This window comes from Myxococcus sp. XM-1-1-1, assembly GCF_020037095.1.
Lineage (GTDB): Bacteria > Myxococcota > Myxococcia > Myxococcales > Myxococcaceae > Myxococcus > Myxococcus fulvus.
This window is the reverse complement of the sequence record NZ_JAIQDH010000002.1, coordinates 264,393-284,908: the sequence shown is the minus strand read 5'-3', so window position 1 is coordinate 284,908 and position 20,516 is coordinate 264,393. Positions and strand designations below refer to the sequence as shown.

Here is a 20,516-nt window from a genome sequence, read left to right as displayed (position 1 = left end):
AGCACGGCCCTGTGGCCTCACGGCGCACATCACCGCCTGCCGGGCTCATGGGCCGCGGTGGAAATCACCCGGGTGAGCAGCCAGCCGGCGAGCCACGGCCCGTACTGCATTCAAGAGAACGCTGGCCGCCTCCGGCCGACGCCCTCATCCCTCCAAGGAAGCAATGTGACGCCAATCATTCATCATCGAGGCTCGTGCGGCCCGGTCACACGCTCGAACGACACTCCAAGGTTCCCCACTCCTTCGAGCGCAGTCTTGATGTCCTCCGAAACAACGAACGCGACCTTGAACCGCTTCAGCCGGAAGACCTGGGCGCCTTCAGTCTTCGCGGGGTCGATTCGCAGGCCATAGATCCAGCTGTACTCCCCTTCATAGCCAGGGGCTGGCGCATCCCCGTCATCATGGTGCACCTCCCGGCATCGTGCCTCGTCGATGGCATCGACCACCTTGGTTGCATTCACGACGAAGAATCGCTCCGGCGCTCCCTCCACCGTCACCGGAAACAGTTGGACGTCACCAGGAGCCAGCGTTCTGAAGACGTTCGCGAGTGCCTCACTGACGATTGGGGTGCGCTCAACTCCTCCAAACACGAAAGCGCGCTTCGTCCCCGGGTGTGAAACCTGGGACTCGATGGGGCCAGGGTCCGCAAGCACGCGCCCATCCGTGAACAGCCAAGGCTCTTCGAACGCCTCGCCGGATGCCCGCGTGGGCGTCTCCACGAGCCATCGAGGCACGTCCGCCAACCCCACCCAATAAAAGTTCCGCTCCACCCGGCCTCCTATCTCACGATGAAGCTGCGCAACTCCGAGCCGGGAGTCAGCAACTCGTCCGCAATCTTCGCGAGTTCCTTCTGCAGACTGGCCCTGCAGCTCTCCGTCGTTCTACACCGCGCGACGGAGCGCTCGAGGCGGGTCAGCACTGAATTGTGATAGAACTCAGGGTGAGGCCCTTCGTGCCCATCCAGCCGCACCTTGTTTGCCGCATCCTCGAGCGACATCCCCGCCCTCTTGAAGATCCTCTCGCACTCTGGCGTCCAAGGGCCGCCCGTCACGCTGGAGTTGGGATTCTTGTTCGTGCAGATGTGGTGAACCGGCCCGGACTCATCGCCAGGGAACCGTCCTTCCCCGTACATCGCAAGGGCAGCGGCAGCCCCCGGTGCAAGCGCGACATTCAGCACTCCGGAGGCGGGCATCGCAATGGAAGTCACGCCACCACTCATGGCGGCCCCGAGCTGGAAGCATGACTCGGCCTGGGCCCTGAGCGCGGCGCGGGAGAAGCCTGGGAGCTTCGGCCCTTGAGCCGCCATCGCGCCCTTTCCACCCAGCGCCGCCATGACGACGAGCACCAGGACGCGCGTGCCGTTCGCCCCCAGCACGCTCCCGAACCGATGTCCGATGTCCTGTAGCTAGATGACGCTCATCGCCTTGCCAGCATCATCCCACAAGCGGACGAATCCGCGCCCAATCTCCCAGACCGGTACGACCCCGAGGTAGGCCACCATCGCCGCCGTCAACGCCACCGCGATGACCTTGGTGACAGGTTCGGGTAGCGCCATCGTGAGAAGCATCGTCAACGCCGCTGACGTCACCATGGCCTTGAGTACGACCGGGTTCAGCATCTTGCCGACCTCGGATTCGACGCTGTCCCATACGGTGTCTAGCGCGAAGGACAAGGCCATCAGCGTCCGGTCCTTTCGGGAGAACGTCAGCCCCGTTCCGCCCACCAGGGTCAAGCAGTCGTCCGCATCGGGACAGATGCGCGAGTACAGCGTCTCCAGCGAGCTCCCCAAGCCCGAATCGACGAGGCCATGGGACGATGCCAGAAGTGATTGGGACCGAGACCACCCGCGCTCGTCCACCTCTTCAGTCTCCCGGAACGCAACGGCCATCCGCGTGTCCAGGATGAGGCGCACGACCGCAGACCTGAACTCGTCGTCACTCACCTCGACCGGTTCGACATCCACCGACTCATGGACGACCCGCTGTCCACGCCCGACGTCGATATGGACAACACGAGTGCTCGTACAGCCCATCGACAGAAGCAGTAAAGCCACTACCGCAATCGATCTCATGGAACTCCCCGAAGCTGCCTCCCGGCGGAAGGAGGCGGGGCATCGTGACTCCGGGGGCTGACAATCCTACGGGGTCATGAGGGCCACACCCGGCGGCGCCTTCCAGGAAGTCCCGCAAGCACAGCCAGCGGCGACGTTTCCGGCTCTCGCACGGGCAACCATGCGGGCTTGCGTGGGATTGACAAGGCCCCGCATCCCGTTTATTTCGCATGCAGCATCAAGAGCGGTCCCGCTTCGGCGGTGGCCCGACAACCTGGAGACGGACCTCCAAGGTGTCCAAACGATGCGGTCCGGAGAGCAGGTGCTCCCCGGGCAAACCAAGTGTCCGAGGCGAGGCAGTCCCTCCGCTTCGGTGAGAGAGGACCTCGTGGTTCCCACCGCTCGCATCGCCCCCCTGTACCCCGCGAAGGTCCGTCGCGCGTTCCGCTCGCCCGAGAGCGTCCGAATGCGCCACGCCCTGCCACGCACGCTCGCGCGAATGCGCGGGCCGGTGCACGCCGGCTAGGGCTTCCACCGCTCCTTCCCTTCATTTCTTCCGTCGGCGATCCAGCGCCGCGCTCGCTCGACGTGTGCGTCGGCGTCGCGGACGTGCGCCTCCATGTCTTCAGGGCCGCAGGCCCTCGTTCGAGGTTCGCAGATGAGCAGCAATTCCTATCGGGTGATGAAGTTCGGAGGCTCCTCCGTGGGCTCCCCGCGCCGACTGCGTCAGGTCATCGAGTTGATTGGACAACACGCACGCACGGGCCCGCTCGCCGTCGTCGTGTCCGCCATGGGCGACACCACCGACTGGCTGCTCGAGGCCGCGGACCTCGCCACCCGGGGCGAGCTGGAGGGCGCGCTCACGGTGGTGGGCCGCATCGCCCACCTCGCCAAGACGAACGCCGCCGCGCTCCACCCCGCGCAGTCCGCCACGCTCGCCGCGCGCGTCGACCAGCTCCTCGCGCCCCTGCAACGGCTCCTCCATGGACTCTCGCTCACCCGCGAGTGTTCCCCCGCGTCCAAGGACAAGGTGCTCTCCTTCGGTGAGCTGGTCTCCGCCACGCTCCTCGCCGAGCTGCTCGACGCCTCCGGCACCCAGGCCCGCTTCCGCGACGCGCGTCACCTGCTCGTCACCGACGACGCCTTCGGCACCGCGCGCGTGGACGTGCCTCGCACTCGCGAGCGGCTCCAGTCGAGCAGCGCCGAGTGGGGCACCACCGTGCCCGTCATCCCCGGCTTCATCGCGTCGACGCCCGACGGCCGCACCACCACGCTCGGCCGCAACGGCTCCGACTACACCGCCGCCCTCGTCGCGCAGGGCCTGGGCGCCACCGAGGTCACCGTGTGGACCGACGTGCTCGGACTGCACACCGCGGACCCGGACCTGGTGAGCGACGCCTACCCCGTCCCGCACCTCTCCCACGGCGAGGGCCTGGAGCTGGCCGCCGTCGGCGTGCGCATGCTGCACCCGCGCACGATGATTCCGCTCATCGAGTCCGGCATCTCCCTGCGCATCCGCAACACCATGCACCCGGAGCACCCGGGCACGCTCATCGACGCCGTCGGCTCGAGCGACGTCCAGCGCCCCACCTGCATCGCCACCCGCGAGGACCTGGCCCTGCTCGGCATCGAGGTGCGCAAGCTCTCCGACCAGTTCCAGCTGGGCGAGCGCGTCCTCGCGGCGCTGCGCTCGGCCCGCGTCACCGTGTGGATGACGGCCCAATCCGCCAACGGCCAGTCCATCGCCGTGGTCATCCCCCGCCCCGACACCGAGCGCGCCAGGACCGCGCTGGAAAGGGAGCTGGCCCAGGAGCTCGCCCGCCGCGAGGTCGAGCCGCTCGGCATCCGTCAGCCCGTGACGCTCGTCACCCTCGTGGCCGAGGCGATGGGCCACGGCGTCAACGTCGCCGGCCGCTTCTTCAGCGCGCTGGGCGCGGTGGGCGTCGGCGTTCGCGCCAGCGCCCAGGGCGCCAGCTCCCGCTCCATCTCCTGCGTGGTGGACGCGGCGGACACCGCCATCGCCGTGCGCACCACGCACGCGGCCTTCAACCTCGCCCACCAGCAGGTCAGCCTCTTCCTGCTCGGCAAGGGCACCGTGGGCGGACAGCTCCTCACCCAGCTGCGCAGCCAGGAGGCGCTGCTGCGCGAGCGCCACGGCATCGCCCTGCGCGTGGTGGGCATCGCCGACAGCCGGCGCAGCCTGTTCAACCCGGCCGGCCTGCCGTTGGAGGGACTCGAGGAGCAGCTCGCGCGCGTCGTCCGCGGTGAGTCCGGCACGCGCGCCCTGCCGCCGCTGCTCGACGAGCTGCGCCGGCTGCCCGTGCCCATCCTCGTCGACTGCACCGCCAACGGTGACGTCGCCTCGCTCTATACCGAGGCGTTCCGTCGGGGCATCCACGTGGTCGCCGCGAACAAGAAGCCGCTCGCCCTGCCGTGGAACGAGCGCGAGGCGCTGCTCGCCGAGGCCCGTCGTCACCACGTGGCCTACCACTACGAGACGACGGTGGCCTCCAGCCTCCCCGTCATCGACACGCTCGCCAACCTGGTGCGCACCGGCGACACCGTGCGACTCATCACCGCGTCCCTCTCCGGCACGCTGGGCTTCATCTGCAACGAGCTGATGGCGGGCGTGCCGCTGTCCACCGCCGTGCGCACGGCCAAGGAGCGCGGCTTCACCGAGCCCGACCCGCGCGAGGACCTGTCCGGCGCCGACGTCGCGCGCAAGGCGCTCATCCTCGCCCGCGAGCTGGGCCTGCCCCTGTCCCTCTCCGACGTCGCGCTGGAGCCCTTCGTCCCCGAGCCCGCCGACGCGGGCGACACCGCAGAGTCCTACCTGCGAAGCCTCCGCGCGCTCGACGCCGAGTACACCCGGAAGGTGGAGCACGCCCGCCAGGGCGGCACCGTGCTGCGCTACCTGGCCCGCATCGACCCGACGCGGCTGGGCACCGACACCCCCGTCATCCGCGTGGGGCTCGCGCCCGTGGAGGCGGGCCAGCCCGCCGCGGACCTGCGCGGCTCCGAGTCCTTCGTGTCCTTCACCACCACGCGGCACAGCGAGTTCCCGCTCACCGTGCGCGGCGCGGGCGCGGGGGGCGCCGTGACGGCCTCCGGTGTCCTGGCCGACATCCTCCGCGTCTCCCAGACGCTGCGCGGTCGATGAAGCACCCTCGGCTCCGAAAGGAATCACGACCATGAAGCTCGCCACCGCCCTCGTCCACGCCGGCACCCGCCGCGACCCGGCCACCGGCGCCATCGCCGTCCCCGTCTACCACTCCGCCACCTACCAGCACCCCGCGCTCGGCCAGTCCACCGGCTACGACTACTCGCGCACGAAGAACCCCACCCGCGCCGCGCTGGAGGACGCGCTCGCGCAGCTCGAGGGCGGCGCCCGGGGGCTCGCCTTCGCGTCCGGCATGGCCGCGCTGCACGCCGCGCTCAGCCTCTTCGGCCCCGAGGACCACGTGGTCCTCACCGAGGACCTCTACGGCGGCACGTTCCGCCTCGTGGACCGGCTGCTCCACCTGCCCCACACCTTCGTGGACACGACGAAGCCAGAGGCCGTGCGCGCGGCGCTGCGCCCCAACACCCGGGCCGTGGTGGTGGAGACGCCCACCAACCCGCTGATGAAGTCGGCGGACCTGCCCGCGCTGGTGGCGCTCACGCGCGAGGCGGGCGTGCTGCTCATCGTCGACAACACCTTCCTCACCCCGTACCTCCAGCGTCCGCTGGAGCTGGGCGCGGACCTCGTCGTGCACTCGGCCACCAAGTACCTGGCGGGACACAACGACGTCGTCGCCGGAGCGCTCGTGGTCCGCGACGCGGCGCTGGGCGAGAAGCTCGCGTACCTCCAGAACGGCATCGGCGCCATCCTGGGGCCACAGGACGCGTACCTGGTCATCCGCGGCCTCAAGACGCTCGCGCTGCGCATGGAGCGCCACCAGTCCAACGCGCGCGAGGTGGCCACGTTCCTCTCCAGCCATCCCAAGGTGGAGCGCGTCCACTACCCGGGCCAGGGCGGCATGCTGTCCTTCAGCGTGAAGGACGCGGCCCTCGTTCCCCAGGTGCTCGCCGGCGTGCGCCTGTGCCTCTTCGCCGAGTCGCTCGGCGGCGTCGAGACGCTCATCACCTTCCCCGCCACGCAGACCCACGCGGACATCCCCGTCGCGCGCCGGGAACAGCTTGGCATCACTGACCGACTGCTTCGCCTCTCCGTGGGTATCGAGGACTGCCATGACATCATCTCCGACCTGGCCCAGGCGCTCGACGGGCACTCCCGCTCCGAAGACGTTCGCCACGCGCCTGCTGCACACCGGCCATGAAGTGGACCCGGTGACGGGCGCCGCGGCGGTGCCCATCTACCAGGTGTCCATGTTCGACCAGCCGGGCCTGGAGACGCCCGGCGAGTTCGACTACGCGCGCTCGGGAAACCCGACGCGCAAGGCGCTGGAGGGCGTGCTCGCGACGCTCGACGAGGGCGCGGGGGCGTTCGCCTTCGGCTCCGGCATGGCCGCGCTGTCCACCGTGCTGATGCTCTTCAGCGCGGGCGACCACCTGGTCGTCACCGATGACTGTTACGGCGGCACCTATCGGGTGCTCACCCGGGTGTTCAGTCGCTTCGGGCTGAAGGCCACGTTCGTGGACACGAGCGACCCGGAGGCCGTGCGCGCCGCGTTCCGTCCCGAGACGAAGGGCCTCTTGGTGGAGACGGTGAGCAACCCGTTCCTCAGGCGCACCGACGTCAAGGCCATGTCCGCGCTCGCGCGCACGTACGGCGCGCTGCTCATCGTGGACAACACGTTCCTGTCGCCCTACCTGTCGCGGCCGCTCACCGAGGGCGCGGACATCGTCGTGCACTCGGCCACCAAGTTCCTGAGCGGACACAGCGACGTCATCGCGGGCACGGTGGCGGTGCGCACGCCGGAGCTGGCGAAGGAGGTCTACTTCCTCCAGAACGCGGTGGGCGCGGTGCTCGGCCCCCAGGACTGCTTCCTGCTCCAGCGCGGCATCAAGACGCTCCAGGTCCGCATGGAGCGACAGGTGCGGACGGCCGCGGCGTTGGCTCGCTGGCTCGCCGGCCGTCATGAAATCGAGCGGGTCTACTATCCGGGCATCGGCGCGGTGGTGTCGTTCCGGCTGGCGAGCGACGCGATGACGTCGAGCTTCGTGGAGGCGCTCAAGCTGCCGCTGCTCGGCGTGTCTCTGGGCGCGGTGGAGAGCATCCTCACGGTGCCGGCGAGGCACTCGCATGCCTCCGTGCCCGCCGCCGAGCGCGAGCGTCGGGGAATCACCGACGCGCTCATCCGCTTCTCCGTGGGTCTGGAGGACGTGGAAGACCTCCAGGCGGACCTGGCGAACGCGCTGGGCCGAGCCTTCCGTGAGGCCGCTTGAGGAGGCGGTCGGATTGACAGTGCGGGACGGATTGATTACGTCTGGAGCTCGATGCTCGTCTTCGTCGCCACGTCCGGAACCTGTTGTCGCGGCATGTGTTGTCGCGTCACGACGGGTCCGTCCGTTCGAGCGTACTGAGCGTCCTTCGCGCACAGGCGTGTCCGGCCCGTCCCCAGCACCTGGAGACGGGCCGTTCTCTTTTTCCCCACACGCCGGGGCGCTGCATCGAGGTCCCGGCCCTTCCCACCGAGAGACCGGATGCCCCACAACATCTACCCCGACGTGACGCAGCTCATCGGCCGCACGCCCATCGTCCGCCTGTCGCGCATCGGCACGCCGGAAGAGGCCACGCTGCTGGCCAAGGTCGAGTTCTTCAACCCGGGCGGCAGCGTGAAGGACCGCATCGGCCTGGCCATGCTCGAGGACGCGGAGAACCACGGCCGGCTGCGTCCGGGCATGACGATTGTCGAGCCCACCAGCGGCAACACCGGCGTGGCGCTCGCGATGGTCGCCGCGGTGAAGGGCTACCGCATCATCCTCACCATGCCGGAGAGCATGAGCGTGGAGCGCCGGCGCATCCTGGAGGCGTATGGCGCGGAGCTGGTGCTCACCCCCGCGGCCAAGGGCATGAACGGCGCCGTCGAGGCGGCCGACGAGCTGCTCAATCAGTTGGGCGACAAGGGCTTCATGCCGCAGCAGTTCCGCAACCCGTCCAACCCGGAGATCCACCGCCGCACCACGGCGAAGGAAATCCTGGGCGATCTGGACGTGACGAAGCTGGACGCCTTCGTGGCGGGCATCGGCACGGGCGGCACCATCACCGGCGCGGGCGGTGTGTTGAAGAAGGCCAACCCGCGGCTCCAGGTCATCGCGGTGGAGCCGCTGCGCTCGCCGCTGCTCACCGAGGGCAAGGCGGGGCCGCACCGCATCCAGGGCATCGGCGCCAACTTCGTCCCGGAGGTGCTGGACCGCGCCGTGTACGACGAGGTCATCGACGTGGCGGACGTGGATGCGTACGTGGCCGCGAAGGACCTGGTGCGCAAGGAGGGACTGCTCGTCGGTATCTCCAGCGGCGCGGCGCTGCACGCGGCCCGTCAGGTGGCGCGCCGACTGGGGCCCGGCAAGACGGTGCTCACGGTGCTGCCGGACACCGGTGAGCGTTACTGGAGCTTGTTCGCGGCCTTCGCCGAGGAGCTGGCGAAGACACCGCAGGGAGTCGCTGGATGATTGAGTTGCGCGGTATCAGCAAGGTGTACAGGCAGGGCGGGCGCGAGGTGTCTGCGCTCCAGGACGTGACGCTGCGGGTGGACCCGGGCGAGGTGTTCGGCGTGCTCGGACAGAGCGGCGCCGGCAAGTCCACGCTCATCCGCTGCGTCAACCTGCTGGAGCGTCCCACCCAGGGGCGCGTGCGGGTGAACGGGAAGGAGATGCTGTCGCTGAGTCCCGATGAGCTGCGCCAGGCGCGGCAGGGCATCGGGATGATCTTCCAGCACTTCAACCTGTTCTCCTCGCAGACGGTGGCGCAGAACGTCGCCTACCCGCTGGAGGTGGCGGGCCTGCCGCGCGAGCAGATTCGCGAGCGGGTCGCGGAGCTGCTCTCGCTGGTGGGGCTGTCGGACAAGGCGGACGTGTATCCCTCGCGGCTGTCGGGCGGGCAGAAGCAGCGGGTGGGAATCGCGCGGGCGCTGGCGCCGCGTCCGCGCATCCTGCTGTCGGACGAGGCGACGTCGTCGCTGGACCCGGAGACGACGCGCTCGGTGCTGTCACTGCTGAAGGACCTCAATCGCCAGCTGGGGCTCACCATCCTGCTCATCACGCACCAGATGGAGGTGGTGAAGGCCATCTGCGACTCGGTGGCGGTGCTGGAGCAGGGCCGGCTGGTGGAGCAGGGCAAGGTGGTGGAGCTCCTGTCGCGGCCGGGCACGCATCTGCATGAGCTGTGCTATCCGCCGTTCGCCACGGGCGAGGCCTCGGTGCTGCGAGGGGGACAGCGGGTGTCGCTGTCCTTGTCGGGTGAGCACTCGACGCGGCCCATCCTGTCCACGCTGGCGCGGCGGTTCGACGTGGACGCGCACCTGTTGGAGGGCTCGCTGGAGCGCGTGGGTGAAGCGCGCGTGGGCCGGCTGTTGTTCGAGCTCACCGGCGCGCCGGACGCGGTGAGCCAGGCGCTGGCGTTCCTGCGTGAGCAGGGCCTGACGTCCGAGGAGGCGACCCATGCCTGGTGAGCAGCTGGCGCGGGCGCTGTGGGTGGCGACCCTCGAGACGCTCTACATGACATCGGTGGCCACCGTGCTGGTGGTGGTGCTGGGGCTGCCGCTGGGAGTGCTGTTGGTGCTCACGGACCGGGGCGGACTGTGGGAACGGCCGGCGCTGAACCGCGTGCTGGGCACGTTGGTCAACGTGGGGCGCTCGGTGCCGTTCATCATCTTGATGGTGGCCATCGTCCCGCTGACGCGGTTGCTGGTGGGGACGACCATCGGCACCACGGCGGCCATCGTCCCGCTGGTGGTCGCGGCGATTCCCTTCATGGGGCGGGTGGTGGAGCAGGGCCTGCGCGAGGTGGATGGAGGGCTGGTGGAGGCCGCCATCGCGATGGGCTCCACGCACCGGCGGGTCATCTTCCGGGTGCTGTTGCCGGAGGCCCTGCCGTCTCTCGTGCGCGGCATCGCGCTCGTGGTTATCAGCCTGCTCGGCTACAGCGCCATGGCGGGCGCAGTGAGCGGAGGTGGGCTGGGAGACCTGGCGGTGAAGTACGGCTACATGCGCTTCCGCACCGACGTCATGTTGGGCTGCCTCGCCGTGTTGCTGGCGCTGGTGCAGCTCGTCCAGTGGCTCGGTGACGGCCTGGCGTCCCGCTTCGACCACACCACGCAGCGTCCCAGCCGCGCACTCGAGTGAAATTTCCGCGCGGGTCTGTTGTTGGCCCGCGCCCCTCTCCCCTTCGGACATGCGGAACCCCCACCCCATGAAGCCACCCGCGTCATTCCTGCTCATCCCCCTGGCCTTCGCGGCCGTCTCCGCCGCGTTGCTGGTGGGGACGGGCTGCAAGAAGTCGGAAGCCCCCGCCACCGGCGAGGCCCCTGGCATTCCCACGCTGAAGGTCGGCGTCAACCCGGTGCCCCACGGGGAGATTCTCCGCGCGGCGGTGCCCGTGGCCCTGCGCGACGGCGTGCGCGTGGAGGTGGTGGAGTTCACCGACTACGTGCAGCCGAACATCGCGCTGGCGGACCAGCAGCTCGACGCGAACTACTTCCAGCACGTGCCCTACCTGGAGCGCTTCGCCGAGGACCGGAAGCTGTCCTTGCGCAGCGCGGGCTCGGTGCACCTGGAGCCGCTGGCGCTGTACTCGACGAAGTTCCGTCAGCTCGCGGAGCTGCCCGAGGGCGCGCAGGTGACGATTCCCGCCGACCCGAGCAACGCGTCCCGCGCGCTGCACCTGCTGGCGGACCAGGGGCTGTTGCGGCTGCGCGAGGGAGCGGGCGCCGGCGCGACGTTGCAGGACGTGGTGGGCAATCCTCGCAAGCTGGAGTTGAGGGAGATCGACGCGGAGCAGCAGCCGCGCACGCTGCAGGACGTGGCCGCCGCCGTCATCAACGGCAACTACTTCCTGGAGGCGCAGAAGCACCTGAACCTGGACGCGAAGGTGCTGGCCCGTGAGTCCGCCACGCGCAACCCGTACGCCAACGTGCTCGTCGTGCGGAAGGGTGACGAGGGTCGCCCCGAGGTCCGCACGCTGCTCAAGGCCTTGCAGTCCCAGGAGGTGCGGCGGTTCATCGAGGCGAACTACGGCGGCGCGGTGGTGCCGGCGTTCTGAGGGGACGAGCGAGCTACTCCGTGCGCTTGAAGTCGTCGGAGCGCACGCCGTAGCGCTTGAGCAGCCGGTGGAGGCTCTCGCGCTCCATGCCGGCGCGCTCGGCGGCGTGGGTGACGTTGCCTCCGAACTCCTGCATCAGCGCAGTGAGGTACTCGCGCGAGACGGTGTCACGCGCGCCGTCCACGGCTTCGCGGTAGGGCAGCTTCGCGAGGGACTCGGTCGCGGCGCGGACACCTGGGGAGGTGCTGGCGGCGCGGGGTGTTGTCAGCACTTCCGGTGGAAGCTCCTCGGGAGTGATTCGCGTACCCTGCGCCACGGCCACCGCGCGCGCCACGGCGTTCTCGAGCTGACGCACGTTCCCGGGCCACTCGTAGGTGGAGAGCGCGCGCAGCGCCTCGGGCGTGAAGCTGTCCACCTCGGGCCTCCCGGCGCGGGAGAGGAAGTGCATCGCGAGCAGCGGGATGTCCTCGCGTCGCTCTCGCAGCGAGGGCAGTCGCACCGTCACCACGTTGAGGCGGTAGTAGAGGTCCTCGCGGAAGCGGCCCGCGGACACCTCGGCGGACAGGTCGCGATGCGTGGCGGCGACGACGCGCACGTCCACCTTCACCGGCGTGGTGGTGCCCACGCGGCGGACCTCCCGCTCCTGGAGCGCGCGGTTGAGCTTCACCTGCACCGGCAGCGGCAGGTCTCCAATCTCGTCGAGGAAGAGCGTGCCGCCGTGGGCCTCCTCGAAGAGGCCGGGCTTGGCCACCGTGGCGCCGGTGAACGCGCCCTTGGCGTGGCCGAAGAGCTCGCTCTCCACGAGCTCCGCGGGCAACGCGCCACAGTTCACCGCGACGAAGGGCTTGGAGGCACGGGGGCTCTCGCGATGCACGGCGCGCGCGGCGAGCTCCTTGCCCGTGCCGGTCTCTCCCGTGAGGAGCACGGTGAGGTCCCTGGCGGCCACCTGGGACAAGAGGCCGTGCAGCGCGCGCATCGCGGGGCTCTCGCCGAGCATGCCGTGGAGGCCAGGGGCCACCGCGAGGCGTGCCTTCAGGGACGAGACCTCGCGGCCCTGGCGGCGCTTCTCCAGCGCGCGGGCCACGACGAGCGCGACCTCGTCCGGGTCGAAGGGCTTGGAGAGGTAGTCGTAGGCGCCCTCCTTGATGGCCTCGACGGCCTTCGGGATGCTCGCGAAGGCGGTGACGAGGAGGACCTCTGTCTCGGGGGCGCGGCGCTTCACCTCGCGCAGCACGGCGAAGCCATCCGCGCCCGGCATCTGGATGTCGGTGACCACCACGTCGAAGTCGCGCGAGGCGAGGCAGGCGAGGGCCTGCTCTCCATCCGCGGCCTCCGTCACGGCGTAGGCGTCTCCGAGCATGCGCGAGAACAGCTTGCGCATGTTCTCCTTGTCGTCGACGACGAGGACGGTGGGCTTGTTGGAGGAGCTCATGACATGGCCTCCCGCTCCGCGGACACGGGGGGCAGGCGGAGTGTGAAACGTGCGCCGCCGAGAGGACCGGTGTCGGCCTCGATGCGGCCGCCGTGGGCCTCGGCGATGGCCTGGCTCACGGCGAGGCCCAGTCCGGTGCCCGTGGACTTGGTGGTGAAGAAGGGTTCGAAGAGGCGACGTCGGTCCTCGGGCTTCACGCCCGGGCCGGAGTCGGAGACGGCCACGGTGGCGCCGCCGTCCTGGGAGGGCGCGATGTGGACCTCGACGGTGCCGCCGTTTCCAGCGGCCTCGGCGGCGTTCTTCACGAGGTTGAGGAGCACCTGACGCAGGCGCGAGGGCTGGGCCCAGACATTCGCCGCGCCCGCCACGCGCACCTGGACCTGGCCGAGTCGCTCGGCCTCACGCAGCCGGGCCACCACGTCCTCGCACGTCTCCCGCAGGGGGAGCTGCTCCACGGGGCCCTGGCCCGGCCGGGACAGGTCGAGCAGTCCCTCGACAATCTGCTGACAGCGCACCGCCTCCTCCTCCACCACTTTCAGGTCCTCCGCGAGGGCGCCCTCCGCCTTGCGCTGGAGGATGCGCACATAGCCGAGGATGACGCCGAGCGGGTTGTTGATTTCGTGGGCGACGCCCGCGGCGAGTCGGCCCACGCTGGCGAGCTTCTCGTGTTGGACGAGCTGGGCCTGATGGGTGCGGAGGGCCTCGGTCATGCGGTTGAACTGCGCGGCGAGTCGGCCGAGCTCTCCGGGGTCGTCCTCGGGGATGCGGGTGTCGAGGTTGCCTTCGGCGAGCCGAGCGGCGCCCTCGGAGAGACGCGCGACGGGGCGGGCGACGGAGTTGCCGATGTAGATGCCCACGCCGACGGCGAAGAGGGTGGCGCCACCGAGCAGGAGCAGGGCCCAGCGGAAGCTGGTGTGCTCGACGGCGGCGACGTGCTCCTCGAACGAGCCGATGGAGGTGTCGAAGCGACGGGCGAGGGCCTCGGCGCGAGCCTGGATGAGGGAGACGCGCTCGAGTGCTCGACCGTGGGCGGAGGTGACGGTGGCGTGGTCCTTGGCGAGGACGGCGGGGAGGAGGGTCTCCCGGTAGAGGCGGTCCAGCGCGTCACCGTTCTCCTGGATGTCCGCCACCCAGGCGCGCTCCTCGGCGTCCTGAGCCTGCTCGCGGAGCCGGCGGGTGAGCTCCTCGACGCGGGCGCGCGACTCCTCGTGGAAGTGAACGTGGCTGGCGTTGCCGAGGATGATGGTGTGGGCCAGGTGGGCGTACTGGTCGCGGACGGCGGTGGCGAGCTCGAGGGCTTCGCGGACACGGCCGCCGGCCTCGCGCAGCTCGTGGGAGCCATCGTGGATGTCCGCCAGCCGGGCGAGCGCGAAGCCCGAGGCCGCGGTGAACAGCGCCACCAACGCACCGAAGGCGAGCAGCAGCTTGCGAGTCGTGGAGCCGGAGGTCGGAAGCATCGCGCTCTATATAAGGGAGAGCGGGGCCGTGTGGGCGGGATGCAGGTAGAGGGGCGTCGAGCATGCGGGCGCTCTCGCGGAGAGATTCTCCCTGTCGGCGCGTGCACAGTCTGAGGCATCCCACCCTTGAGGTCAGCTCCCGGACGGACCACCTGGGATAGAATCCACGTTGTCGTTTCCTGCGCCGGGGGGCACAGCGATGACGTGGCCGACCATCCGGGTCTGTGCGCTGTCCTGCGCCCTGCTGGGCTGTCCCGAGGTGCATCGGCGTGACGGGCTCGTGGACCGGGCTGCACACAGGGACTCGCTGGAGAACATCCCCACGCGGTGCACCAGCAAGGAACGTGAGCTGTATTGCGGCGGCAAGGCACCGGACGACCCCGAGTGCATCCAGCACTGTGGTGAGCCCGAATGAACTGGCGCTCTTTCGCAGGCCTGATAGCCGCGCTGCTGCTTCCCCTGCCGCTCGTCCTTCTCTTCGCGAGCGCACTGCGCACCGAACGCACGGAATCGATTCACGGTCGTCAGGTCAGCCCAATCCTCTCCGAGGAGGTTCGCGGTCAGCTCAGGACCTACCACCGCAACTGCCGGGACAGTTCCGGCTGCGTGCCCCCCCTCGGCTGCCTCATGGATGCGCGCGCGCATGCCCAGTACTGCGCCGACAGCCAGTGCCTCGCGGATTCGCAATGTCCAGACGGACAGATCTGCCAGCTCCTCGCAACGGAGGGCGATGGGCCCTTCGTCCGGCACTGTCTCCCCATCGGCCTCCGCGGCGAAGGCGAACCCTGCGTCAAGGTCCCAGCCACGCTCGAAGAGGCCTGTGCCCGTGGCCTGACCTGCGGCGGCCGAACCGGCTTCTGCGGACGTCCCTGCGCGCCCACCTCTCCCAACGACTGCGGCTCAGGCTTCTTCTGCGCGGACACGCCCCCTGTCCCCGTCTGTCTCCCTTCATGCGAGCAGATCACCTGCCCCGAAGGGCAGCACTGCATCCGGCACGAAGAAGGAGCCTCCGCTTGTGCTCACGTCTCGGGACCTCAGTGCCAGACCACCCCATGCCCTCACGGACAAACCTGTCGAGTCATCCAAGCGCCACAGCAGCCGGACCGCATCTGGTCCGAGTGTGAGCAGCGCTGCGGCGACCGCTTCCCTCCCTGCCCCGACGCCCAGGTCTGCGACGGCTGGTCCTGCAAACAGCCTTGCGACCCCAAGGGCCCCAACACCTGTGACGAGGGCTACCGCTGCTTCCAGCGTCGTCCCTCCAGCCCCTGGGTCTGTCACCCCGACTGGTGACCCGAGTCATCAGGTGATGCCCGTCGTCATCGCACCGTGCTCACTCAGCACGGTGCACGAGCATCCCAAACCACTGATTTCCCACGGGAGGTAACGCCCCGCCCCGCGCGCTCCTGAGTGGCACAGCTCCTGCTCAATCCCCCCACAGGTCGCGCAACGCAGCGCCCGCCCCACTCCCCCGAGGCCGACATGTCCATCGCCATCCAGAACCGCTCGCCCCTCCCGCGCACGTCCTGCCTCGAGCCCACCTCCTCCCTCCCCCAGTCCACTCCGACGCCCCGCGCCGGCAATGACGTCCAGCGCAAGCTCCAGGCCGACTCCTTCGAGCAGGGCGACCTCGCGAAGCTCCAGGCCCAACTGTCCCAGCTCCTCGGCGGACTCACGCAACAGCTCCAGTCGCTCGGTGTCCAGGCCCCCGCGTCCCTCGGCGGTGAAGCACCTCCCGCACCCGCGAGCATCTCCGCCCAGAAGCCCTCCGCGCCCAGCCTCGCCGCCAAGACCGCCGAAGCCCCGCGCACCCACCCCACCAGCGACGCGGGCCCCGGTTTCGGCGCGCCCTCCGCCGGCTCCACCGTGCCCGCGCCCGTCGACCAGCCGTGGCTCGCCAAGAACAACGTCGGCGCGCCCTACAACAGCAACATCCAGCTCATCGACCCGGGCCAGAAGGACCAGTTCAAGTACACCAACACCTTCACCAACAGCACGAACCAGCCCCAGACCATCACCCTCTGGAACAAGACCGGCGAGCACGGCGGCCCCAACGACGGCCAGCACTTCGACAAGAGCACGCCCAAGACCTTCACCCTCCAGCCCGGCCAATCCCAGCTCGTCGCCTTCGACACCAACACCAGCGTCGCCTGGTGCGTCTCCAAGGACGGCACCGCCAACCCCAGCGCCAACTACGGACAGACCTGGGGCGAGGCCTCCTTCGGCCACGCCGCCACCGGCTGGAGCGGCTACGACACCAGCCAAATCAGCCCCGCCGGCCACCAGGGAAAGATGTCCATCTCCAACCAGGCCACCGGCGCCAAGGTGACAGAGGCCAACGCCTGGCAGACGCCCTCCGACAGCCCCGTCGGCCGCGACGTCGGCGTCCCCGCCGGCCCCCTCCACCTGTCCACCGTCTTCAGCTGAGCCGCGCCCTCGTCACCCAGGCAGCTTCGACAGGAACGACAGCAGCGCCGCGTTCACCTCCGCGGGTCGCTCCTGCGGCGCCCAGTGCCCCGCCTCCGGGATGACCCGCACCTCCGTCAACCCCGGCACCAGCGCCTTCATCGGCTCGAGCGGCGCCAACAGGCGCCCCGGGTCCTTCTCCCCCGTGATGAACAACGCGGGCTGCTCGATTCGCGCCGTCGCCAGCTCGGGCAGCTCCTCCCAGTCCCGGTCCATGTTCCGATAGCGATTCAAGCCGCCTCGGAAACCACTCCGCTCGAACTCCCCCGCGAAGTACGCGACGTCCTCCTCCGAGAGCCACGCCGGCAACGACGCGGGCGGCGGCGTGAGGAAGCCATCTCCAGGCTTCTTCGCACGCACCGCTCCCGCGCCCAGGTCGAAGCCCGGCTCCCCCGCCAGGATCGTGCGCATCGTCCGGGGCACGTCTGCCTCCAGCTCCGCCTCCGCGACGCCCGGCTCCTGGAAGTACAGGATGTAGAACCACTTCCCCGCGAACGCCCCCTGGAAGAGCTGCGTCGGAGGCATCGGCGTGCGGCCCAGGTGCGGCACGCTCATCCCGACCACCGCGCGGAAGCGCTCCGGATGCAGCGCCGCGCACGTCCACGCCATCGCCGAGCCCCAGTCGTTCCCCACCACCACCGCGCGCTCCTCGCCCAGCGCATCGAGCAGCCCCACCGCGTCGGCGACCAGCTGCTTCATGCTGTACGCCTCGACCGCCGCGGGCCTGTCGCTGCGCCCATAGCCTCGGATGTCGGGCGCCACGGCGTGATACCCCGCCGCCGCGAGCGCGATGAGCTGGTGCCGCCACGAGTACCAGGACTCCGGCCACCCATGCAGCAGCAACACCAGCGGCCCCGTCCCCGCCTCCGCGACGTGAAGCCGGATGCCGTTCGTCTCCAACGTGCGATGCGTGATGTCGCTCATGTCGACTCCTCCTTCGGTTCGCTTCCGCCTCGGCGCCGAGGCCTTGGATGACTCGCGCGGACACGGCCGCCCTGCCCCGCCCACTCTTGCCGAGCAACACCCCCATGTCATTCCCCTTGCGCCCCCACCGGCCCGCGAGCATGAGAGCCAACAGGGGCGCCACCCGCGCCCGCTCCCGAGGAGTTCCTTCCGAATGACGACGCGCTTCAAGAACCTGGATGGCAGCGGCCCCCAGCCGTTCGGCACCGTCTTCAAGTGGGCAGTCGCCGACAAGCTCGCCGGCCGTCGCCGCAAGTCGCCCGACCATGCCCCCGTGCCTCGCGTGGAGCCGGACCTCGCCCTGCTCCGCACGCCCCCCGCGCCCGGTGAAGGCGCGCGGCTGACCTGGCTGGGCCACGCCAGCTGGCTCGTCCAGTTGGACGGCCTGTCGCTCCTCATCGACCCCGTGCTGCGCGACGCCATCAACGTGGTCATCCGCCGCAACGTCCCGCCCGGCGTTCCCATCGACCAGCTGCCGCCCATCGCCACAAGCCTCGTCTCCCACAACCACTACGACCACCTGGACCTGCCCACCCTCGTCGACGTGGGCGCGCCCATCGTCACCGGCCTGGGCCATGCGCCCGTCTTCAAGGGCACGCGCCTGGGCGTCACCGAGCTCAACTGGTGGCAGTCCACGAAGGTCGGCCCCGTCACCGTGCACTTCGTCCCCGCCCAGCACTGGAGCCGCCGCGGCCTCAACGACGCCAACCAGATGCTCTGGGGCGGCTTCGTCGTGGAGGGCTCCACGGCCCGCGTCTACCACTCGGGAGACACCGCCTGGTTCGACGGCTTCGCCGACATCGGCAAGCGCTTCCCCGGGCTCGACGCCGCGCTGTTGCCCATTGGCGCGTACGACCCGGAGTGGTTCATGAGCCGCCAGCACATGAACCCCGAGGACGCGGCGCGCGCCTACGACGCGCTCGGCGCGAAGCGCTTCCTCGCGATGCACTGGGGCACCTTCAAGCTCACCGATGAGCCGCTCGACGAGCCGCCCCGCCGCCTGGACACCGAGTGGAACCGCCGGGGCTGGCCGCGCGAGGACCTGCACGTGTTGCCGGTGGGAGGAACGCTCACGGTGCGCGCCGGTTGAATCACACCGGAGCCTGTGCTGTGGAAAGCCCATGCTCCTCGCCACCGCCCTGTCCCTGGCGCTCACCCAGGCGCCGCCACCCCTCACCACCGTGTCCGAGCAGAGCGGCTGGGTCCGCACCGGCCGCTACTCCGAGGTGGAGGCGCTCTGCCGCGCCTTCCCCAAGGCCTACCCCGGCAAGGTGCGCTGCGACACCTTCGGCACCACGCCCGAGGGCAGGCCCATGCTCGCGCTCGTCGCCAGCGCCGACGGCGCCCTCACCCCCGCCGCGAACACGAAGAAGAACCGCCCCGTCGTCTTCTTCCAGGGCGGCATCCACGCGGGCGAAATCGACGGCAAGGACGCGGGCTTCGCGCTGCTGCGCGACATCCTGTCCGGCAAGACGCTGCCCGGCGTGCTCAAGGGCGTCACCGCCGTGTTCGTCCCCGTCTTCAACGTGGACGGCCACGAGCGCTTCGCCCCCAACCACCGCCCCAACCAGGTGGGCCCCGAGGAGATGGGCTGGCGCGCCACCGCGTCCAACCTCAACCTCAACCGCGACTACGTCAAGGCCGAGGCCCCGGAGATGGTGGCCCTGCTGCGCTACCTCCACACGTGGGACGCGCTCGTGTACGCGGACCTGCACGTCACCGACGGCGCCAAGTTCCAGCCCGACGTCTCCGTCGGCATCGAGCCGCAGCAGTCGGGGCCCCAGGCCCTGCGCGCCCTCGGCGTGAAGCTGCGCGAGGAGCTCTTCCAGGAGCTGGAGAAGGAGGGCCACCAGCCGCTCGAGTTCTACCCGTCCTTCCTCGAGGACGACGACCCGGCCTCCGGCTTCGCCTACGGCGTCCCCACGCCGCGCTTCAGCCACGCCTACGCCGCCGCGCACCACCGCTTCGGCGTGCTGGTGGAGACGCACTCGTGGAAGCCCTACGCCGTGCGCGTGAAGGCCACGCGGGACGTCGTCGCGGGGCTGTTGCGCCTGGTCTCCCGGGACGGCGCCACGCTGCTCGCCGCCGTGAAGGCCGCCGACGCCGAGGCCCAGGCCGGCAAGGTGCGCGACGTGGTGCTCGCGTGGAAGAGCACGAAGAAGAGCCGCGTCCTCCCATTCAAGGGCTACGCCTACGAGCGCGGGCCGTCCGAGGTCTCCGGCCAGACGTGGATTCGCTACGACGACACGAAGCCGCAGGTGTGGAACGTGCCCTACTTCGACACCGTGGAGCCCGCGCTCACCGTGGCCGTGCCCGCGGGCGGGTACGTGGTGCCGCCCGCCCACGCGGCCTGGGTCGCCGAGAAGCTCACCACCCACGGCCTCACCTTCCAGCGCCTGACGCGCCCCACGCCCGCCACCGAGGTGGAGGTCTTCCGCGCCACCGAGCTGAAGTGGGGCGCGCAGTCCAACGAGGGACGCCAGACGCTGTCGGTCAAGGGCGCGTGGGAGAAGCAGTCGCGCGAGCTCCCCGCGGGCTCGCTGTACGTGCCCAGTGCCCAGCCCGGCGTGGAGCTGGTGGCGCACCTGTTCGAGCCCTCGGGCTCCGACTCACTGCTCGCGTGGGGCTTCTTCAACCCCCACTTCGAGCAGAAGGAATACATCGAGGACTACGTGCTGGAGCCCTTCGCCCGCGAGCTGCTGGCCAAGGACGCCGCCGTGAAGGCCGAGTGGGACGCGAAGCTCAAGGACCCGGCCTTCGCCAAGGACCCGCGCGCCCGGCTGCGCTTCTTCTACGAGCGCCACCCCGCCCGCGACACGCGGCTGCGCGTCTACCCCGTGGTGCGCACCGCCGCCGCGCCAACGGCCCCGCGCTGAGACACGACGGCCCCGGAGGCAGGTGAGCCTCCGGGGCCGCGGTACTTGCTTCGACCCGCTCCCGAGTCACCCC

General features: G+C 70.1%; 15 protein-coding genes, 1 pseudogene and 1 riboswitch. Of the genes and pseudogenes, 11 read left to right on the top strand and 5 right to left on the bottom strand.

Translation table 11 applies throughout. From position 1 onward, the window contains the following. Positions 1 to 182 precede the first annotated feature (182 nt). Together K8640_RS05245 and K8640_RS05240 are read right to left on the bottom strand one after the other, a co-directional pair. Entirely contained in the window at positions 183 to 770 is a 588-nt protein-coding gene (locus tag K8640_RS05245) for an imm11 family protein (protein ID WP_223746064.1), read from the bottom strand. Positions 771 to 778: 8 nt separating this feature from the next. Beyond that, a pseudogene (locus K8640_RS05240) lies at positions 779 to 2,071 on the bottom strand (AHH domain-containing protein). A gap of 209 nt (positions 2,072 to 2,280) precedes the next feature. Further along, positions 2,281 to 2,401: riboswitch (SAM-I-IV-variant riboswitch) on the top strand. 307 nt (positions 2,402 to 2,708) lie between these two features. On the opposite strand from K8640_RS05240, the gene thrA reads away from it, so the two are divergent. The 7 genes from thrA to K8640_RS05205 all read left to right on the top strand — a co-directional run bounded on the left by thrA (position 2,709) and on the right by K8640_RS05205 (position 11,252). After that, positions 2,709 to 5,210 carry a bifunctional aspartate kinase/homoserine dehydrogenase I gene (gene thrA, locus K8640_RS05235; RefSeq protein ID WP_223746063.1) on the top strand — a complete coding sequence of 834 codons (2,502 nt, stop codon included), beginning with the start codon at positions 2,709 to 2,711 and terminating at the stop codon, positions 5,208 to 5,210. 31 nt (positions 5,211 to 5,241) lie between these two features. Then, positions 5,242 to 6,369 carry a PLP-dependent aspartate aminotransferase family protein gene (locus K8640_RS05230; RefSeq protein WP_223746062.1) on the top strand — a complete coding sequence of 376 codons (1,128 nt, stop codon included), beginning with the start codon at positions 5,242 to 5,244 and terminating at the stop codon, positions 6,367 to 6,369. Beyond that, positions 6,281 to 7,438, top strand: a complete 1,158-nt coding sequence (locus K8640_RS05225; protein WP_223746061.1) for a PLP-dependent aspartate aminotransferase family protein — start codon at positions 6,281 to 6,283, stop codon at positions 7,436 to 7,438. Before K8640_RS05230 ends, K8640_RS05225 begins: the two co-directional genes overlap by 89 nt. A gap of 258 nt (positions 7,439 to 7,696) precedes the next feature. Next, complete coding sequence (gene cysK / locus K8640_RS05220) at positions 7,697 to 8,665, top strand: cysteine synthase A (RefSeq protein ID WP_223746060.1); 969 nt, start codon at positions 7,697 to 7,699, stop codon at positions 8,663 to 8,665. After that, the gene (locus K8640_RS05215; protein ID WP_223746059.1) at positions 8,662 to 9,663 is read left to right on the top strand and encodes a methionine ABC transporter ATP-binding protein; all 1,002 of its coding nucleotides are present in this window, start codon (positions 8,662 to 8,664) and stop codon (positions 9,661 to 9,663) included. Before cysK ends, K8640_RS05215 begins: the two co-directional genes overlap by 4 nt. Continuing rightward, on the top strand, positions 9,653 to 10,336 hold the full coding sequence (locus K8640_RS05210) for a methionine ABC transporter permease (RefSeq protein ID WP_223746058.1): 684 nt from the start codon (positions 9,653 to 9,655) through the stop codon (positions 10,334 to 10,336). Before K8640_RS05215 ends, K8640_RS05210 begins: the two co-directional genes overlap by 11 nt. 67 nt (positions 10,337 to 10,403) lie before the next feature. Further along, positions 10,404 to 11,252, top strand: a complete 849-nt coding sequence (locus K8640_RS05205) for a MetQ/NlpA family ABC transporter substrate-binding protein (protein ID WP_223746057.1) — start codon at positions 10,404 to 10,406, stop codon at positions 11,250 to 11,252. Positions 11,253 to 11,265: 13 nt separating this feature from the next. Here K8640_RS05205 and K8640_RS05200 read toward each other — a convergent pair whose 3' ends face one another. Then, on the bottom strand, positions 11,266 to 12,684 hold the full coding sequence (locus tag K8640_RS05200; protein WP_223746056.1) for a sigma-54 dependent transcriptional regulator: 1,419 nt from the start codon (positions 12,682 to 12,684) through the stop codon (positions 11,266 to 11,268). Next, the gene (locus K8640_RS05195) at positions 12,681 to 14,141 is read right to left on the bottom strand and encodes an ATP-binding protein (RefSeq protein ID WP_223746055.1); all 1,461 of its coding nucleotides are present in this window, start codon (positions 14,139 to 14,141) and stop codon (positions 12,681 to 12,683) included. The genes K8640_RS05200 and K8640_RS05195 overlap by 4 nt, the downstream gene beginning before the upstream one ends. Before the next feature lie 199 nt (positions 14,142 to 14,340). Between K8640_RS05195 and K8640_RS05190 the strand changes: the two genes are divergently transcribed. Together K8640_RS05190 and K8640_RS05185 are read left to right on the top strand one after the other, a co-directional pair. After that, positions 14,341 to 14,556: a hypothetical protein gene (locus tag K8640_RS05190; protein WP_223746054.1), complete on the top strand. Its 216-nt coding sequence runs from the start codon at positions 14,341 to 14,343 to the stop codon at positions 14,554 to 14,556. Positions 14,557 to 15,620: 1,064 nt separating this feature from the next. After that, positions 15,621 to 16,565: a hypothetical protein gene (locus K8640_RS05185; protein WP_223746053.1), complete on the top strand. Its 945-nt coding sequence runs from the start codon at positions 15,621 to 15,623 to the stop codon at positions 16,563 to 16,565. 12 nt (positions 16,566 to 16,577) lie between these two features. On the opposite strand, the gene K8640_RS05180 is transcribed toward K8640_RS05185, so the two are convergent. Continuing rightward, on the bottom strand, positions 16,578 to 17,528 hold the full coding sequence (locus K8640_RS05180; RefSeq protein ID WP_223746052.1) for an alpha/beta fold hydrolase: 951 nt from the start codon (positions 17,526 to 17,528) through the stop codon (positions 16,578 to 16,580). A 193-nt stretch (positions 17,529 to 17,721) separates the two neighbouring features. On the opposite strand from K8640_RS05180, the gene K8640_RS05175 reads away from it, so the two are divergent. Continuing rightward, entirely contained in the window at positions 17,722 to 18,657 is a 936-nt protein-coding gene (locus K8640_RS05175; protein ID WP_223746051.1) for an MBL fold metallo-hydrolase, read from the top strand. A 31-nt stretch (positions 18,658 to 18,688) separates the two neighbouring features. After that, positions 18,689 to 20,443: a M14 family zinc carboxypeptidase gene (locus K8640_RS05170; protein WP_223746050.1), complete on the top strand. Its 1,755-nt coding sequence runs from the start codon at positions 18,689 to 18,691 to the stop codon at positions 20,441 to 20,443. Positions 20,444 to 20,516 lie beyond the last annotated feature (73 nt).

Bases quoted from the DNA above. Each gene is read 5' to 3' on its own strand.
- thrA (WP_223746063.1), top strand. From the start codon at position 2,709: ATGAGCAGCAATTCCTATCGGGTGATGAAGTTCGGAGGCTCCTCCGTG.
- K8640_RS05230 (WP_223746062.1), top strand. From the start codon at position 5,242: ATGAAGCTCGCCACCGCCCTCGTCCACGCCGGCACCCGCCGCGACCCG.
- K8640_RS05225 (WP_223746061.1), top strand. From the start codon at position 6,281: ATGACATCATCTCCGACCTGGCCCAGGCGCTCGACGGGCACTCCCGCT.
- cysK (WP_223746060.1), top strand. From the start codon at position 7,697: ATGCCCCACAACATCTACCCCGACGTGACGCAGCTCATCGGCCGCACG.
- K8640_RS05215 (WP_223746059.1), top strand. From the start codon at position 8,662: ATGATTGAGTTGCGCGGTATCAGCAAGGTGTACAGGCAGGGCGGGCGC.
- K8640_RS05210 (WP_223746058.1), top strand. From the start codon at position 9,653: ATGCCTGGTGAGCAGCTGGCGCGGGCGCTGTGGGTGGCGACCCTCGAG.
- K8640_RS05205 (WP_223746057.1), top strand. From the start codon at position 10,404: ATGAAGCCACCCGCGTCATTCCTGCTCATCCCCCTGGCCTTCGCGGCC.
- K8640_RS05200 (WP_223746056.1), bottom strand. From the start codon at position 12,684: ATGAGCTCCTCCAACAAGCCCACCGTCCTCGTCGTCGACGACAAGGAG.
- K8640_RS05195 (WP_223746055.1), bottom strand. From the start codon at position 14,141: ATGCTTCCGACCTCCGGCTCCACGACTCGCAAGCTGCTGCTCGCCTTC.
- K8640_RS05190 (WP_223746054.1), top strand. From the start codon at position 14,341: ATGACGTGGCCGACCATCCGGGTCTGTGCGCTGTCCTGCGCCCTGCTG.
- K8640_RS05185 (WP_223746053.1), top strand. From the start codon at position 15,621: ATGTCCATCGCCATCCAGAACCGCTCGCCCCTCCCGCGCACGTCCTGC.
- K8640_RS05180 (WP_223746052.1), bottom strand. From the start codon at position 17,528: ATGAGCGACATCACGCATCGCACGTTGGAGACGAACGGCATCCGGCTT.
- K8640_RS05175 (WP_223746051.1), top strand. From the start codon at position 17,722: ATGACGACGCGCTTCAAGAACCTGGATGGCAGCGGCCCCCAGCCGTTC.
- K8640_RS05170 (WP_223746050.1), top strand. From the start codon at position 18,689: ATGCTCCTCGCCACCGCCCTGTCCCTGGCGCTCACCCAGGCGCCGCCA.